The organism is Mesorhizobium sp. LNHC232B00, from assembly GCF_000502435.1.
GTDB classification, from domain to species: Bacteria; Pseudomonadota; Alphaproteobacteria; order Rhizobiales; family Rhizobiaceae; genus Mesorhizobium; species Mesorhizobium opportunistum.
The window spans coordinates 342,747-355,321 of the sequence record NZ_AYWP01000001.1; the positions used below are offsets into that span (position 1 = coordinate 342,747).

General features: G+C 62.7%; 13 protein-coding genes and 2 pseudogenes. 8 read left to right on the forward strand and 7 right to left on the reverse strand.

Annotation, left to right across the window (positions count from 1 at the left end; genetic code table 11):
* Nucleotides 1-41: 41 nt before the first annotated feature.
* Together X743_RS01000000168540 and recJ are read left to right on the forward strand one after the other, a co-directional pair.
* On the forward strand, nucleotides 42-269 hold the full coding sequence (locus X743_RS01000000168540; RefSeq protein ID WP_245264141.1) for a DUF6434 domain-containing protein: 228 nt from the start codon (nucleotides 42-44) through the stop codon (nucleotides 267-269).
* 85 nt (nucleotides 270-354) lie between these two features.
* A pseudogene (recJ, locus tag X743_RS1000000174085) lies at nucleotides 355-2,237 on the forward strand (single-stranded-DNA-specific exonuclease RecJ).
* A gap of 21 nt (nucleotides 2,238-2,258) precedes the next feature.
* Here the strand turns inward: recJ and X743_RS1000000173880 are convergent.
* The 5 genes and pseudogenes from X743_RS1000000173880 to folE form a co-directional block, all read right to left on the reverse strand.
* Nucleotides 2,259-2,591 (reverse strand): dihydrofolate reductase family protein, encoded by a 333-nt coding sequence (locus X743_RS1000000173880; protein WP_280800781.1) that lies wholly within the window; start codon nucleotides 2,589-2,591, stop codon nucleotides 2,259-2,261.
* A pseudogene (locus X743_RS1000000173885) lies at nucleotides 2,546-2,860 on the reverse strand (dihydrofolate reductase family protein); the annotation flags it as partial. The pseudogene X743_RS1000000173885 and the gene X743_RS1000000173880, both read right to left, overlap by 46 nt.
* Nucleotides 2,861-2,985: 125 nt before the next feature.
* Entirely contained in the window at nucleotides 2,986-3,960 is a 975-nt protein-coding gene (locus X743_RS166950) for a patatin family protein (RefSeq protein WP_198028405.1), read from the reverse strand.
* A gap of 81 nt (nucleotides 3,961-4,041) precedes the next feature.
* Nucleotides 4,042-4,500: a phosphoribosyl-AMP cyclohydrolase gene (hisI, locus tag X743_RS166945; RefSeq protein ID WP_023763580.1), complete on the reverse strand. Its 459-nt coding sequence runs from the start codon at nucleotides 4,498-4,500 to the stop codon at nucleotides 4,042-4,044.
* Nucleotides 4,501-4,628: 128 nt separating this feature from the next.
* A complete protein-coding gene (gene folE / locus X743_RS166940; protein ID WP_013895157.1) occupies nucleotides 4,629-5,264 on the reverse strand; it encodes a GTP cyclohydrolase I FolE in 636 nt (211 codons plus the stop codon).
* A gap of 241 nt (nucleotides 5,265-5,505) precedes the next feature.
* Between folE and X743_RS166935 the strand changes: the two genes are divergently transcribed.
* Nucleotides 5,506-5,952 carry an iron-sulfur cluster assembly scaffold protein gene (locus X743_RS166935; RefSeq protein WP_023763581.1) on the forward strand — a complete coding sequence of 149 codons (447 nt, stop codon included), beginning with the start codon at nucleotides 5,506-5,508 and terminating at the stop codon, nucleotides 5,950-5,952.
* Here the strand turns inward: X743_RS166935 and X743_RS166930 are convergent.
* On the reverse strand, nucleotides 5,949-6,863 hold the full coding sequence (locus X743_RS166930) for a LysR substrate-binding domain-containing protein (RefSeq protein WP_023763582.1): 915 nt from the start codon (nucleotides 6,861-6,863) through the stop codon (nucleotides 5,949-5,951). The two genes, X743_RS166935 and X743_RS166930, sit on opposite strands and share 4 nt — an antisense overlap.
* Nucleotides 6,864-6,956: 93 nt before the next feature.
* Here X743_RS166930 and X743_RS1000000170240 point away from each other — a divergent pair, with 93 nt between their 5' ends.
* The 3 genes from X743_RS1000000170240 to blaOXA all read left to right on the forward strand — a co-directional run bounded on the left by X743_RS1000000170240 (nucleotide 6,957) and on the right by blaOXA (nucleotide 8,521).
* On the forward strand, nucleotides 6,957-7,115 hold the full coding sequence (locus tag X743_RS1000000170240) for a hypothetical protein (protein ID WP_084555419.1): 159 nt from the start codon (nucleotides 6,957-6,959) through the stop codon (nucleotides 7,113-7,115).
* Nucleotides 7,116-7,189: 74 nt separating this feature from the next.
* Nucleotides 7,190-7,558, forward strand: coding sequence for a membrane protein insertion efficiency factor YidD (gene yidD / locus X743_RS166925; RefSeq protein ID WP_023763583.1), 369 nt, complete (start codon nucleotides 7,190-7,192; stop codon nucleotides 7,556-7,558).
* A gap of 141 nt (nucleotides 7,559-7,699) precedes the next feature.
* The gene (blaOXA, locus tag X743_RS166920) at nucleotides 7,700-8,521 is read left to right on the forward strand and encodes a class D beta-lactamase (protein ID WP_023763584.1); all 822 of its coding nucleotides are present in this window, start codon (nucleotides 7,700-7,702) and stop codon (nucleotides 8,519-8,521) included.
* Nucleotides 8,522-8,526: 5 nt separating this feature from the next.
* Here the strand turns inward: blaOXA and X743_RS166915 are convergent, their stop codons facing one another.
* Nucleotides 8,527-9,363: an SAM-dependent methyltransferase gene (locus X743_RS166915; protein WP_023763585.1), complete on the reverse strand. Its 837-nt coding sequence runs from the start codon at nucleotides 9,361-9,363 to the stop codon at nucleotides 8,527-8,529.
* Between the two features lie 209 nt (nucleotides 9,364-9,572).
* Between X743_RS166915 and thrS the strand changes: the two genes are divergently transcribed.
* Together thrS and X743_RS166905 are read left to right on the forward strand one after the other, a co-directional pair.
* Nucleotides 9,573-11,549 carry a threonine--tRNA ligase gene (thrS, locus tag X743_RS166910; protein ID WP_023763586.1) on the forward strand — a complete coding sequence of 659 codons (1,977 nt, stop codon included), beginning with the start codon at nucleotides 9,573-9,575 and terminating at the stop codon, nucleotides 11,547-11,549.
* An 85-nt stretch (nucleotides 11,550-11,634) separates the two neighbouring features.
* The gene (locus X743_RS166905; RefSeq protein WP_023763587.1) at nucleotides 11,635-12,573 is read left to right on the forward strand and encodes a GNAT family N-acetyltransferase; all 939 of its coding nucleotides are present in this window, start codon (nucleotides 11,635-11,637) and stop codon (nucleotides 12,571-12,573) included.
* The last annotated feature ends 2 nt before the right edge of the window (nucleotides 12,574-12,575 follow it).

Here is a 12,575-nt window from a genome sequence, read left to right on the forward strand (position 1 = left end):
CATTCAGGGGCCAGCCTGAAGCTGGCCGCAAGGATTTGACGATGAAGGCGTTCGACTGGCGTGCGGAGCCGATTTCGCGTGCCATTACGAAATCCTATCGCAACACCCAGAATGTGCGTCGCTGTCTCACCCGTGAATGCGGCGATGCGTTCAGGTTCGATCGACCTTTCACGGCCTGGCTCAAGGACGGTCGGGAAAAGACGATGGGGACGCAGCCGACGAATGGATCCGGCGCCAGGCTGAAAAGCGGAAAGCGTAGTTTTTCTTGAATTGTCCCGCGACGTCTGCCGCCGTGAAGCTTGGTTTTGCCCGCCTTCGGCCTATCCTGCACCGAACTATGAGTCGGCAAAGCGCATGATGGGCGAAAGGCGCCTTTTCCTCGATGTCAGGCAGTCGGCCACCGGTCTCGCCTGGGAGCACCGGCTGACCGAACGGCAGGACATGATCGCGCTTGCGATCGCGCAAGGCCATGGGGTGCCCGACATCGTCGCGCGCGTGCTGGCCGGGCGCGGCGTTACCGCCGATGAGACCGAGCGGTTTCTCGACCCGACAATCCGCGACCTGTTGCCGGATCCGGCATCGCTGACCGACATGGACAGGGCAGCGGCCCGCATCGCGGCGGCGGTGATGGCCAAGGAAAAGGTGGCGATCTTCGGTGACTACGATGTCGACGGCGCCGCCTCGTCCGCCTTGCTGAAGAGGTTCCTGGCGCATTTCTCGGTGCCGTCGGAAATCTACATCCCGGATCGCATTTTCGAGGGCTATGGCCCCAATCCCGATGCCATGCGCGAACTCGTCTCGCGCGGCGCGACGCTGATCGTCACCGTCGATTGCGGCACCAACAGCGCGGTCTCGGTCGATGCGGCCAATGCGGCTGGCGCCGATGTGGTGGTGCTCGATCACCATCAGGTTGGCGGCGCCTTGCCGGCGGCGATCGCCGTCGTCAATCCCAACCGCGACGATGACCTTTCCGGGCAGGGACATCTCTGCGCCGCCGGTGTCGTCTTCCTTGCCCTGGTGCAGACTGCAAGAGTCCTGCGCGGCCTGACCGACGCGCCGCCGCCGGACCTGCTTTCGCTGCTCGATCTCGCGGCACTTGCCACCGTGTGCGACGTGGTGCCGCTCACCGGCGTTAACCGCGCTTTCGTGGTCAAGGGGTTGCAGGTTGCGCGCCAGTTTCGGCATGGCGATCTGCATGTCGNACCGTGTGCGACGTGGTGCCGCTCACCGGCGTTAACCGCGCTTTCGTGGTCAAGGGGTTGCAGGTTGCGCGCCAGCAGAAGAATGAGGGGCTGGCGGCACTGGCGCGGGTCTCGCGCATCGGCGAACCAATCAGCACCTTTCATCTCGCCTATCTGATCGGCCCGCGCATCAATGCCGGCGGACGCATCGGCGATGCGGCACTCGGCAGCCGGCTGCTTGCGACCGACGATCCGGTCGAGGCCCGCACCATCGCCGAGACGCTCGACCGACTCAACCAGGAGCGGCAGCTGATGGAGCAGGAGATGCTGGCGGCGGCCCGTGCCGAGGCCGATGCCGAGCTTGCCGGTGGCAGCGGTCCGGCCATCGTCGTTACCGCCAGCAACAACTGGCACCCCGGCATTGTCGGCCTGCTTGCCTCACGGCTCAAGGATCACGCGCGCCGGCCGGCTTTCGCCATCGCCTTCAATGCCGTGGGCGTCGGTACCGGTTCGGGTCGTTCGGTGTCGGGCTTCGACCTCGGCCGGCTTGTGCGCGAAGCCGCCACCGCCGGGCTGATCGTCAAGGGCGGCGGCCATGGCATGGCGGCCGGCATCACCGTGGAGCGCGCCAGGCTCGGCGAGCTCAGGGCGTTTTTCGAGGAGCGGGCGGCCGCCGACGTGTTTCGGCTGCAGGACGAGGAAAGCCTCGCGATCGACGGCGCGCTTGCCGCCGAAGGCGCGACGCTCGGCCTGCTCGATGCGCTGGAAAAGGCGGGGCCATTCGGCGCCGGCCACGTGGCGCCGGTTTTCGTGCTGCCGCGGCATCGGCTGGCCGACGCCAGGCCGGTCGGCACCAACCACATCCGCTGCGAATTGCAGTCCGACAGCGGCGGTCGCATCCAGGCGATCGCCTTTCGCGCCGTCGACACGGTGCTGGGAGAATTCCTGTTCAAGAACCGGGGCAAGACGGTGCACGTCGCCGGCTCGCTGTCGGGCAATCACTGGAACGGCAACCGCACGGTGCAATTCCGCATCATCGACGCTGCGCAAGCGTAGTCGCGCCCGAGGCCGTCGAATTCAGCTGGCCGGCGCATAACGCAGCAGCATCACGCCCTGGCTCAGGCTTTCCGTCCCAAGCGGTCTCAGCGTCAGCGACTGGCCGGACTGGAAGTATGGCTTGCCGCCGCCAAGCACGACGGGATGCATGTAGAGCCTGAATTCGTCGACGAGACCGGCACGTGACAGCGAGGCGGCAAGATCGGCGCCACCGAGNCACCGAGGATGACGAGCCCATCCGTCTCGGCCTTGAGAGACCTTACGGTGGTCTCCGCATCGCCATCCACCAACCGGGCGTTCGGTCCGACTTCTCGGAGCGTGGTCGAGAATACGATTTTTGGCGTCTCTCGCCACGCGCGGGCAAAATCCCGCTCGACCTCGGTGTCGCTGGTCTCGCGGTCAGGGCTGTCCCAGAAGCGCATCATCTCGTACATGCGCCGTCCGGCTAGGACGACCGAGGCCTGTCGCATCATGTCGTTGAAATGCTGGTGCAGCTCTGCCTCGGGAACGGGCAGAGCGATGTCCCCGTCCGGTCCGGCTATGTAGCCATCCAAGGATGTCAGCATGGAATAGACGATTTTGGCCATCGGCATGCCTCCGTTCCATCTCCTGTAAACGAGCATAACCAGTTGCGTTTTGCAATCGGTTTATCTCATGCAGGCAAAATGGAATCGACGTAGAGCCGGTCGGACGAAGCATCTCCCTGGACAAGAGATGGCAGCGGCGCCTTTCAAGCGATTGACGTATTCTAAGCCAAAACCGTCTGAAGCCGGGCCAGTTCGCCGATCTGCGCCATGGTCGCCTGGTAGCCGAGCTGGATCGCCTCGTCGGCACGGTGGAACTCGGTCAGGCCGATATGGCTAAGCTTGGGCTGCAGCGACATGTCGGGCGGATCGCCGGCGAGCCTGGCGCGCGAAATGCGGTCCTGGATGATGTTGAAAGCCTCGACCATGACGCCGGTGATGCCGAGGCGGCTTTGATGCGACTGGTGCTCCGGGTCCGAGTGGCCGAGACGCGGCGCGTCCTTTTCGACAACCAACTCGCCGGCGCTATGTTTGATCACGGCGGCACGGCCGAACAGGTCGTAGTGAAGATTGACCGCCACGACCAGCGGCTGCTCGTAGGCGCGGCAGACCGACACCGGGACCGGATTGACCAGCGCGCCGTCGACCAGTACGCGGCCGTTGCAATTCACCGGTTCGAACACGCCGGGCAGTGCATAGGAAGCACGCATGGCTGTGATCAGCGAGCCGCTCGACAGCCAGATTTCGTGGCCAGTGCGGATTTCGGAAGTGACGGCGACGAATGGCTTGGGCAGGTCCTCGAAGCGAACGCCCGCCACATGTTCGCGCAGGCGCGCATCGAGTTTCATGCCGCCGAACAGACCGCTGCCGCGCAAATTGAGATCGAGCAGGCCGAAGATGCGTCGCCTCGTAAGGCTGCGGGCGAACTCTTCCAGCTCGTCCAGTTTGCCGGCGAGATAACAGCCGCCGACCAGCGCGCCGATCGAGGTGCCGGCGATCATCGAAACTTCGATGCCGGCCTCATCAAGCGCGCGCAGCACGCCGATATGGGCCCAGCCTCTGGCGCAACCACCGCCAAGGGCGAGCGAAATGCCTGTTTTCCTGGGAGATTTGGTTTCGGATGCGCCACCGGGCGAGGACAGGCCGTTGGCCTCCCTGACATCTGGTCTGTTACGCAATGACGCCCACTCGAGCATCATGATCTCCCTTGTCCCATGTCCTTTGTAGCGGAAGGACGTTTGAGAATAGTGAACATGAGTGGTTTGTGAATATTGAATGGTTCACAGAGGCTTCCGATACGTTTCTTCCGCATCGAACAGCGGCTTGCTGCCATCGTCGGCAAGCGTCCCCTTGCCATCGACCAGCCCCACCGTCCGATAAAAACATGAACGCCGGCCCGTGTGACAGGTTGCGTCGTGGCCCAACACTTTGACGCGCAACCATATGGCGTCCTGGTCACAATCCGTGAGCATCTCGACGACATGCTGGAGATTGCCCGAGGTTTCGCCCTTTTTCCAAAGTGCGTTGCGCGACCGCGACCAGTAGTGCGCGATGCCCGTTTCCAACGTCAGCGCCAGCGCTTGCGCGTTCATGTGCGCGACCATCAAGATCATACCGTCGGCGGCGTCGGTGACGACGACGGTCACAAGGCCCGAGGCATCGAAGCGCGGTGAAAACACCGCGCCTTCTTCCAAGGCCTTCTTGTCTGACGGAGCTTTTGGAAATTCCAGTGCCGACATCGCCGATTTATTTCCTGGCCGGGTTATTTTCCTGTTTGACCATGATCTCTGGACAAACGTTTTCGTTTGTCCGCGACAACCGGCTTCCACTTTTCGGGATCATGGTCGGGCAATGCCGGTGACGGGGCTTATATCCCGCCGCCACGCACCATGGTGACAAAACGAACCTGCTCCTCGGGCGTGTCCTTGAAGACGCCGGTGAAGGTGGAGGTCAGCGTGGTGGAGCCCTGCTTGCGGATACCGCGCATGGCCATGCACATGTGCTCGGCCTCGATCATGACGGCGACGCCGCGAGGATTGAGCACATCCTGGATGACGCCGGCGATCTGCGCGGTCAGGGCTTCCTGCGTCTGCAGGCGATGGGCAAAGATATCGACGACGCGCGCGATCTTGGACAGGCCGACGACCTTGCCGTCCGGCAGATAGCCGACATGCGCCTTGCCGATGATCGGCACCATGTGATGCTCGCAATGCGAATGGAACTGGATGTCCTTGACGATGACGAGATCATCATAGCCGGCGACTTCCTCGAAAGTACGGCCGAGTTCCTCGGCGGGGCACATGTCGTAGCCGCCGAACATTTCGCGATAGGCCTTGGCCACGCGCTTGGGCGTGTCGACCAGTCCCTCGCGATCCGGATTGTCGCCGGTCCAGCGCAGCAATGTGCGCACGGCGGCTTCGACTTCGGCTTCGCTCGGCCGGTCGGTGACCGGCTTTTCCATGTAGGCGGACTGGGGCATGAGTTTCTTGATGACGGCATCCATAAAAAGGCGTCTCCCGTAGTTCCTCTCACAGGAGGAACGAGTTGAACGGACCACGACCTTTCGGTGTCGGAAACTCGCCCCGTTTCCAGCCCCGTAAGCGGCGTGAACTTCCCGGCACGGACATTGGCTTTCGCAGCCTTGTCGATACCGATCTGCCAGCATTATATAAGGTCGTGGCGAGCGAAAGGAAGACACGGCAGCGGCAATCGCTGTTCGCTTGGCGGCGACGGATTGGAAAATTATGATCAACGACGTCTACAATGCGAAAATTCTCGGTTTTGCTGGAAATATCGCGCGCATCGGCCGGCTCGATCACCCCGACGCGACCGCAAAAGCCCATTCCAAGCTGTGTGGGTCGACCGTTACCGTCGACCTCAAGATGCAAGATGGCGTGGTCACAGACTTCGCCCATGACGTGAAGGCGTGCGCGCTCGGCCAGGCCTCGTCCTCGATCATGGCGCAGCATGTCGTCGGCGCGAATGCCGAGGAATTGCGCGCGGTGCGCGAGAGCATGCTGAAGATGTTGAAGGAAAATGGCGAGCCGCCCGAGGGGCGCTTCGCCGACCTGAAGTATCTGGAACCGGTGCGCGACTACAAGGCACGCCATGCCTCGACCATGCTGACCTTTGACGCCGTGGTCGACGCCATCGGCCAGATCGAGAAGAAGCGCGCCGAAGAAGCGGCCTAGGCCTCGCTGGAAGCGCGCCTGCTTTCGGCGAATTCGCTTCTAACCCAGTCGGCGAAGGCCAAGGCCGGCTCCGAGAGACCGCGCAGACTTCTGGCCACCAGCCAATAGGCGCCTGACGCGACGTCGATGTCGAATGGCTTGATCAGTGCGCCGGATGCGACTTCTCCACCGATCTGCAAGAGATCGCCAAGCGCTACGCCATGTCCGAGCAAGGCGGCCTGCTTTGAAAGCGATGCGTCCGCCAGCATGGGGCCTCGCGCGGGTACGGCATCGGGCGGCACCCCGGCTGCCTCGAACCAGCGTGTCCATCCCTGGCGATTTTCCTCATGCAAAAGTGTGTAGTTGGCAAGGTCGATCGGCTTCTCAAGAGGAGGGCCTGAGGCAAGCAGAGCCGGCGACAGAACCGGGGAGTCGACCGTCGAGGCAAGCCGCTCGGCCTGGCTGCGGGGCCACGAGGAAGCGTGGGCGCTGAAGCGAAGGGCGAGTTCAGGCTGACCGCTGCGGAATTCGATCAGTCTGGGATCGACTTCGAGGGACACGTCGATATCGGGCCGTATCTGACGAAACCGGTTGAGCCGTGGGACCAGCCATACCGATGCCAGCGACGGCTCGACGCTGACACGAACCACGGACTGCGCCGGAATCGCGACCAATTCCGAAAGCAATTTGTCGATGCCGTCGAAACTCCTGACCAATTGGGAAAGCAGCCGCCGGCCTGCATCCGTCAGTTCGACGCGGCGGTGATGGCGTTCGAACAGGGGCTGGTGCAGGAAGGTTTCGAGTTCGCGAATCTGTCGGCTGATCGCCGCCTGCGAAACGAAAAGTTCTTCGGCCGCGCGGCTGAAGCTCAAAAGACGGCCGGCGGCTTCGAAACTCCTCAGTGCCGTCAGGGGAAGTCGACCGCGCTTCATTCGCATAATCTCATGTTATCCGAACCGGAAATTATACTCGTTTGAAGGCGAAGGCCAGCGGCGGTCTAATCCATGTCAAAGGAGACACGGGTCATGATCCAGTTGCTGAGCATCCTCGGCGATGTCATGCGGATCGCAACATTTCAGTGGCGCGACGAGAGGCAGCACCCAAAGCGATGTGAAGAGCCGGCCAGCCATGACCGGTGGACACATGCGGCCGACCGGCAGCCATTTCGCCGTTTCCGTTCGTGACAGCAAGGCGGTGGGATTGCGTTCTCCCGCGCATGCCCACATCTATCGCGTGGAAACGCGATACGGAGACAGCAGTGGGCGACCGGCACGGGCATGTGCATCCAGCGGAACAGCCGAGGCGCGGTCGCAACTGGCCCGGCCCGTGGCGCAAGACGCCTGGCCGTCTCCTCGGCACCTCGATCGTACGCCTCTACCAACTGACGCTGTCCGGCTTTGTCGGCAACTCCTGCCGTCATCTGCCGACCTGTTCGGAATACGCGCATGAGGCGATCGCCAGGCATGGCCTGTGGGCCGGCGGCTGGATGGGATTTTTCCGGGTGCTGCGCTGTGGGCCATTCGGTACGCATGGCGTCGACCTCGTGCCGGAAGCGCTGGCGGATCGCTATGTGTGGTTCCTGCCCTGGCGGTACTGGCGGATCGGCAAGAAACGCCGGCAGGGGTGATTGTGCCGATGCGCCAATGGGTCGTTTTTACGATCCGGTAGGGTTAACGCAAGCCTGCACAAAGACTGCGCATTTGAGACAAAATCGAGACAAGAGACCTCGTTAAGCCGCTCGCGAACACCCTTCTGGAGCGAGCATCCCATGCGCAATTTCGACCGTCTTCCGTTCATCCTTGCCGGCGTCCTGTTCCTGCTAGCCTGGCTGCTGGGATTTCCGATGCGCGCGCAGTCGGCGCCGCTTGGCGATGTGCAGTGCACGCTGATCGCCGATGCGGCAAGCGGCAAGACGCTTTATCAGGACGGGACCTGCGACCAGCGGTTCAGCCCGGCCTCGACATTCAAGGTGCCACTCTCGCTAATCGGCTACGATGCCGGGATCCTGAGCGACGAGCACACGCCGGCCTGGGACTACAAGCCTGAATTCAAGGCGGCGAAGCGGGATCAAAAGACCGTCGATCCGGTGATCTGGGAGCGGGACTCGATCATCTGGTACTCGCGGGAGATCACCCGCCGGCTCGGTAGTGAGAAATTTGCCGGCTATGTCTCGAAACTCGGTTACGGCAACAGCGACGTGTCCGGCAATCCCGGCAAGGACGATGGCTTGACCTATTCCTGGGTGAACTCCTCGCTCAAGATCACGCCGGTCGAGCAGGTCGATTTCCTGCGCAAGCTGCTTGCCCGCCAACTGCCGGTGTCGGCCAAGGCGTACGACATGACAGCGGCCATCATACCGACGTTCCAGGCCGGCGGCTGGACCGTGCAGGGCAAGACCGGCAGCACCAGGCTTGGCGGTGACGCGGACAAGGACAAGCGCTCGCTGGGCTGGTTCGTCGGCTGGGCGAAAAAGGACGGCCGCCAGATTGTCTTCGCGCGGTTGGTCGTCGATGCCACCCGCACCGACATGCCCAAGGGACTGCAGACCCGGGCCGCGTTCCTGAAGGATCTGCCGCTGCTGGTGAAATAGATTGGTCAGGTGCTCCGGCGCGCACGGATGATGTGGCCGCTGGAGTTGGCTGTCCTTTCCGTCGGGGTTCTGGAAAGGCGAGCGGCGATATCGCTGCTCTCGAGATCCTCGATCTCGTCGAAGCCGAGGCCATGGAGAGATTGTGCCAGCTCACCGGGAACGAAGAAGCTGATCCATGGCTCCCCGACAGCGGCAACGCGTGCCGCGTGGAAAGCCAAGGCAGCTTGCCCCGCCGCATCGCGGTTCTCAGCCGGTTCGCTGTAGTCGAACACCACCTCCGAGCCGGGAACACCGGCTATCCAGGACAGCGTCTTGAAGATCGCTTCCTTCGTCAGGTAGGGGACGACCCCCAGCCAGATGAAGAAGCTCGGTTCGGTCGACTGCAAACCGGCCGCGGTCAATTCCGCTGACAGGCTCTGCCGCTCGAAATCGACCGGCACGAATGTTGTGGCGGATGGTTCGGCAAGACCAGCATTGGCAATGCATTTGCGTTTCCAGGCCTGCGTCGCCGGGTGGTCGACTTCGAACACGTTGAGGTCCGGATACGGATTGCGCAGTGAAAACGTGTCGAGGCCGGCGCCAAGTACGACGAGTTGCCGGATGCCGCGACGAACCGCCGCCGCCAGCCAGTCCTCGGCGAACCGGGCGCGAGCGGTCACGAACAGGCGCATGCGCCGGCGGCGCTCGTCTTCCTGCTCAAGCTCCTGCGCCGTGGGGGCCGCTTCACCCAGTATCGCGATCGCGTAGGGATCGCGAAACAGCCCCGCCTGCGGTGAAAACTGATGCAGGGCCCTCATGCGTGCGACGCCAAGGGCGGTTCGGCTGGGTGTAGCGTCTTCCATGCTGATGATTCCAGTTGGTGTCGTGCCTTTTCGCAAGGCTCTGCGACATCTGTAGCGACGTTTCCTGACGGTTGCGCCAATTGCCGCTCTTTACCTGACGCGGCACTGCCTCTAAAACCCGCCCGCTGCCGGTTGTCCATGTGATTTGGCGCACCCGGCTTTACCCACGACCACCCGCGCTCGTTTGCGGGACTGGATAGGAGATACCCATGCTGAATTCCGTTTCCCTGACATTTCCCGATGGCTCCGTCCGCGATTACGACGCGGCGATGACCGGTGCGAGCCTTGCCGAATCGATCTCGAAGTCGCTGGCCAAGAAGGCCGTCGCCTACGCCATCGACGGCACCGTCCGCGACCTCTCCGACCCGCTCGGCAAGTCCGGCAAGGTCGAGATCATCACCCGCGAGGATCCCCGCGCGCTGGAATTGATCCGCCATGACACCGCGCATGTGCTGGCGGAAGCGGTGCAGGAATTGTGGCCGGGGACGCAGGTGACGATCGGGCCGGTGATCGAGAACGGATTCTATTACGACTTCGCCCGCAACGAGCCGTTCACCCCCGACGATTTCCCGGTGATCGAGAAGAAGATGCGCGAGATCATTGCGCGCAACAAGCCGTTCACCAAGGAAGTCTGGTCGCGCGAGCAGGCGAAAAAAGTGTTTGCCGACAAGGGCGAGCGCTACAAGCTCGAGCTGATCGACGCCATTCCCGAAGACCAGGATCTCAAGATCTACGCGCAGGGCGACTGGTTCGATCTCTGCCGCGGTCCGCACATGGCCTCGACCGGCCAGATCGGCAACGCCTTCAAACTGATGAAGGTGGCCGGTGCCTATTGGCGCGGCGACTCGAACAACCCGATGCTGACCCGCATCTACGGCACGGCCTGGGCCGACCAGGCGCAGCTCGATGCCTACCAGACGATGCTCGAGGAAGCCGAGAAGCGCGACCACCGCAAGCTCGGCCGTGAGATGGACCTGTTCCATTTCCAGGAAGAGGGGCCAGGCGTCGTCTTCTGGCACGCCAAGGGCTGGAAGATGTTCCAGAACCTGGTCAACTACATGCGCCGCCGCCTCGACGAGCAGGGCTATCAGGAGGTCAACGCACCGCAAGTGCTTGACAAGAGCCTGTGGGAGACGTCTGGCCACTGGGGCTGGTATCGCGACGCGATGTTCAAGGTGACGGTCGCCGGTGACGACACCGACGACGACCGCATCTTCGCGCTGAAGCCGATGAACTGCCCGGGCCACGTGCAGATTTTCAAGCATGGGTTGAAGTCATACCGCGATCTGCCCGTAAAACTTGCGGAATTCGGCAATGTGCATCGCTACGAACCGTCAGGTGCGCTGCACGGGCTGATGCGCGTGCGCGGCTTCACGCAGGACGATGCGCACATCTTCTGCACCGAGGAACAGCTCGCGGCGGAATGCCTGCGCATCAACGACCTGATCCTCTCGACCTATGCCGATTTCGGTTTTGAAGAGGTCAGCGTGAAGCTGTCGACGCGGCCAGACAAGCGCGTCGGAACCGATGAGGCGTGGGATCATGCCGAGGCGATCATGGGCAATGTTCTGGAGACGATCAGGACGCGCTCCGGCAACCGCATCAAGACCTCGATCAATCCGGGCGAGGGCGCCTTCTACGGGCCGAAGTTCGAATATGTGCTCAAGGATGCCATCGGTCGCGAATGGCAGTGCGGCACCACGCAGGTCGACTTCAACCTGCCGGAGCGTTTCGGCGCCTTCTACATCGGCTCGGATTCCGAGAAGAAGCAGCCTGTCATGGTGCACCGTGCGATCTGCGGTTCGATGGAGCGTTTTCTCGGCATCCTGATCGAGAACTACTCCGGCCATTTCCCGCTGTGGTTCGCGCCGCTGCAGGTGGTGGTGGCGACGATCACGTCGGAGGCGGACGGCTATGTGACCGAAGTGGTGGCAAAGCTGAAGGCGGCCGGACTTCTGGCGGAGGCCGACCTGCGCAACGAGAAGATCAACTACAAGGTACGCGAACATTCACTGGCCAAGGTCCCGGTCATTCTCGTCTGCGGCAAGCGCGAGGCGGAGGAACAGACGGTCAATATCCGCCGGCTCGGCTCGCGCGACCAGCAATCGCTTGGCCTTGCCGAGGCGATCGCACAACTGACCGAGGAAACGATCACACCCGATCGCCGGCGCAAGCGCGCGGCCTGATTTGAACAGCCCTTCCAGTCATGGCGGTGGATCGATCCACCGCCATTTTCATATCCCTGTCACGGCGACCTTGTAACGAGCCCCCATGCTCAAGCTGAAATTGCGCGAACGGCCCTTTCCCGAGCTTTCCTACGCCAACCCGCGCCAGCCGGCGCTGGCGCGCTGGTTCATTCATTCGGTCGAAGGCCTGTCGGGCCGCGATCGTTTCGCGGCACTCTATGATTTCTGGCGCCGCCAGGTGGTGCCGAGCGGCGAGCGGGTATTCAGCCGCATGCTGGAACTGATCGACGTCGGCGTGCGGACCGCCGATCAATGGCCGCCGGCGCAATTACCCGACACACCGCTTGTGATCGTCGCCAACCATCCGTTCGGCATCGGCGACGGCATTGCCGTGCTGTCGCTGGCCGAGCAGTTGGGTCGGCCGTTCCGGGTGATGATCCACAAGGATTTGCTCAAGATCCGCGAGATGGAGCCTTATTCGCTGCCGATCGACTTTTCCGAGACCAAGGACGCGCTGAAGAACAACATGGCCGTGCGCCATGAGGCAGTGCGGCTGCTCAGGGAAGGCGTCACCATCGTGGTGTTTCCGGCCGGCGGCGTCGCCACGGCGCCAAAGGGGTTTGGCCGGGCGCGCGACCTGCCGTGGAAGATGTTTCCGGCGCGTCTCGTCCAGGAGGCGAAAGCGTCGGTCATTCCCATGCATTTTTCCGGGCAGAACGGCAGGCTGTTCCATCTGGTCAGCGGTCCAATGAACATGGCCGAGCGCGATGGCCGTGTGGCCAAATTCGTCGGCAAGGCGTCGCTGACCTTGCGCACGTCGCTGCTGATCCGCGAGTTCGCACGGCTGTCTGGCAAGGCGATCGACGTGCGCGTTGGCGATGTGCTGCGCTGGAGCGAGTTGGAGCCTTTGCGCGACCGTAAGCTGCTGCTCGAGCGCCTTTATCGTGGTGTGTTCGATCTGGCGCCGACACAGCCGCGCCGCCGGATACCCTTTCTGCCGACGCGAACAAAGCTAGCAGCCTAAGG